This window comes from Saccharomonospora iraqiensis subsp. iraqiensis, from assembly GCF_000430445.1.
Lineage (GTDB): Bacteria > Actinomycetota > Actinomycetes > Mycobacteriales > Pseudonocardiaceae > Saccharomonospora > Saccharomonospora iraqiensis.
Window position 1 is genome coordinate 20,532 of sequence record NZ_KE387056.1, and the last position, 3,008, is coordinate 23,539.

Here is a 3,008-nt window from a genome sequence, read left to right on the forward strand (position 1 = left end):
CGCGGCCGCGGCCTGTCCGGCGGCCTGCGCGGCCCCCTGTTCGTCCCCGGCGTCCTGCGTCGCGCCGCCCTGCTGCTGCGCGGTCTGCTCGACCTGGAGGTTGAACAGGTAACCGACCGTTTCCTCCTTCAACGAGTCCAACATCGCGTTGAACATGTCGAAGCCCTCGCGCTGGTACTCCACGAGCGGATCCGCCTGCGCCATCGCGCGCAGACCGATGCCCTCCTTGAGGTAGTCCATCTCGTAGAGGTGCTCGCGCCACTTGCGGTCGAGCACCGACAGCACCACCCGGCGTTCGAGCTCGCGCATGGCGCCCTCGCCCGCCGCCTCCTCGATCTCCGCCTCACGTCGGGCGTAGGCGGCGGTGGCGTCGTCGACCAGGATCTCGCGGAGCCGGTCCGCGTCGATGTCCTCGTCCTCCTCGACGATCTCCTCCCAGGTCACCCCCACCGGGTACAGGGTCCGCAGCGCCGTCCACAGCTTCTCGTGGTCCCAGTCCTCGGCGTACCCCTCGGCCGTCTCCGCCCGGACGTAGGCGCCGATGACGTCACCGAGCATGTGCTCGACCTGTTCCCGCAGGTCCTCGCCCTCCAGGACCCGGCGGCGCTCGGTGTAGATGACCTTGCGCTGCTGGTTCAGCACCTCGTCGTACTTGAGGACGTTCTTGCGGATCTCCATGTTCTGCTGCTCGACCTGGGTCTGCGCGCTCTTGATGGCGCGGGAGACCATCTTGTGCTCGATCGGCACCTCGTCGGGCAGCTTCATGGTGGTCATGACCCGCTCGACCATCGCGGCGTTGAACCGGCGCATCAGGTCGTCGCCGAGGGAGAGGTAGAAGCGGGACTCCCCGGGGTCCCCCTGACGCCCCGACCGGCCGCGCAGCTGGTTGTCGATCCGCCGGGACTCGTGCCGCTCCGTGCCGAGCACGTACAGGCCCCCCGCGGCGCGGACCTCCTCGGCCTCGGCCTCGGACTCCGCGGTGACCTCCTCCAGCACCTTCGGCCAGGCGGCCTCGTACTCCTCCGAGTGCTCGACCGGGTCGAGGCCGCGTTCCCGCAGCACCTCGTCGGCGATGATGTCCGGGTTCCCGCCGAGCACGATGTCGGTCCCGCGGCCCGCCATGTTGGTGGCCACCGTGACCGCGCCCTTCCGGCCGGCCTTCGCGATGATCAGCGCTTCGCGGTGGTGCTGCTTGGCGTTCAGCACCTCGTGCGGCACGTTGCGCTTGACCAGCGCCTTCGACAGGAACTCCGACTTCTCCACGCTGGTCGTACCGACCAGCACGGGCTGACCCTTCTCGTGACGCTCGGCGATGTCGTCCGCCACGGCCTCGAACTTCGCCGGCTCGCTCTTGTAGATGAGGTCGGCCTGGTCGGCGCGGATCATCGGTTTGTTGGTGGGGATCTGCACCACACCGAGCTTGTACGTCTGGTGGAACTCGGCCGCCTCCGTCTCGGCGGTACCGGTCATCCCGGCGAGCTTGTCGTAGAGGCGGAAGTAGTTCTGCAGCGTGATCGTGGCCAGGGTCTGGTTCTCGGCCTTGATCTCGACGCCTTCCTTGGCCTCGATCGCCTGGTGCATCCCCTCGTTGAACCGGCGACCGGCCAGGACCCGGCCGGTGAACTCGTCGACGATGAGCACCTCGCCACCCCGGACGATGTACTCCTTGTCCTTGTTGTAGAGCTCCTTGGCCTTCAGGGCGTTGTTCAGGAAGCTGATCAACGGGGTGTTCGCCGACTCGTAGAGGTTGTCGATACCGAGCTGGTCCTCGACGAACTCCACGCCGGCCTCCGTGACGCCCACGGCCCGCTTGCGCTCGTCCACCTCGTAGTGGACGTCCTTGGTCATCAACGGCGCCATCCGCGCGAACTCGTTGTACCAGCGCGACGACTGGTCCGCGGGACCGGAGATGATCAGCGGCGTCCTGGCCTCGTCGATGAGGATGGAGTCGACCTCGTCGACGATGGCGTAGTAGTGCCCGCGCTGCACACAGTCGTCGAGGCTCCACGCCATGTTGTCGCGGAGGTAGTCGAAGCCGAACTCGTTGTTCGTGCCGTAGGTGATGTCGGCCCGGTAGGCCTCCCGGCGTGCGGCGGACTGCATGTCCGCGCGGATCACCCCCACCTCGAGCCCGAGGAACCGGTGGACACGACCCATCCACTCGGAGTCCCGCTGGGCGAGGTAGTCGTTGGTGGTGACGATGTGGACACCCCGGCCGGTGAGCGCGTTGAGGTAGACCGGCAGCACACTGGTCAGGGTCTTGCCCTCACCGGTCTTCATCTCCGCGGCCTGGCCGAGGTGGAGTGCGGCACCGCCCATGAGCTGGACGTCGAAGTGCCGCTGGCCGAGCACCCGCTGCGCCGCCTCGCGGACCACCGCGAACGCCTCCGGGAGAAGCTCGTCCAGCGACTCGCCGTCGGTGTGGCGCGCGCGGAACTCGTCGGTCTTCGCCTGCAGGTCGGCGTCCGAGAGGTCCTTGACGTCGTCTTCGAGGGAGTTGATCTGGGCGGCGATGCGGTGCAACCGCTTCACCGTCTTGCCCTCGCCCGCGCGGAGCAGGCGGTTCAGAAGCATCGGGTCGACCTCACTTGCGGTGTCGTGTGGGCGTCGCGGCACACCCGTGCAGGGCGCCGCCAGCAACCCCCATCGTAGGGAACACGCAGGCCCGCGTGGGCCTGCCGGAACTCAGCCCAATCGAATCACGCCGTAGTCGAAGCCTTTCCGCCTGTACACGACGCTGGGCTTACCGGTCTCCGAGTCGTTGTAGAGATAGAAGTCGTGCCCGACCAACTCCATCTGGTAGAGAGCATCGTCGATCGTCATCGGTTCGGCCGAGTGCTGCTTCTCCCGGACGACGCGTCCGGGTTCGTGCACGCGCACCCCGTCGTCCCAGTCCTGTTCGTCCTCCCGCTGTCCGGGGAAGTCGAACCCACCGGACCCACCGGACCCACCGGTCCGCGGCTCCGCCGGGGGAGCCTCCAGGACGGCGGTACCCGCCGCGGCCCGCC

The 3,008-nt window shown here is 67.9% G+C and carries 2 protein-coding genes; both read right to left on the reverse strand.

Features of this window, described 5'->3' with window-relative positions; translation table 11 throughout:
• Positions 1-2,574: preprotein translocase subunit SecA (gene secA, locus ACTIR_RS0104120; RefSeq protein WP_026453319.1), on the reverse strand; the 2,574-nt coding region annotated here is incomplete at its 3' end.
• A 111-nt stretch (positions 2,575-2,685) separates the two neighbouring features.
• Positions 2,686-3,008 (reverse strand): sigma 54 modulation/S30EA ribosomal C-terminal domain-containing protein (locus ACTIR_RS21630; RefSeq protein WP_199285567.1); only part of this gene is annotated, 323 nt, incomplete at its 5' end.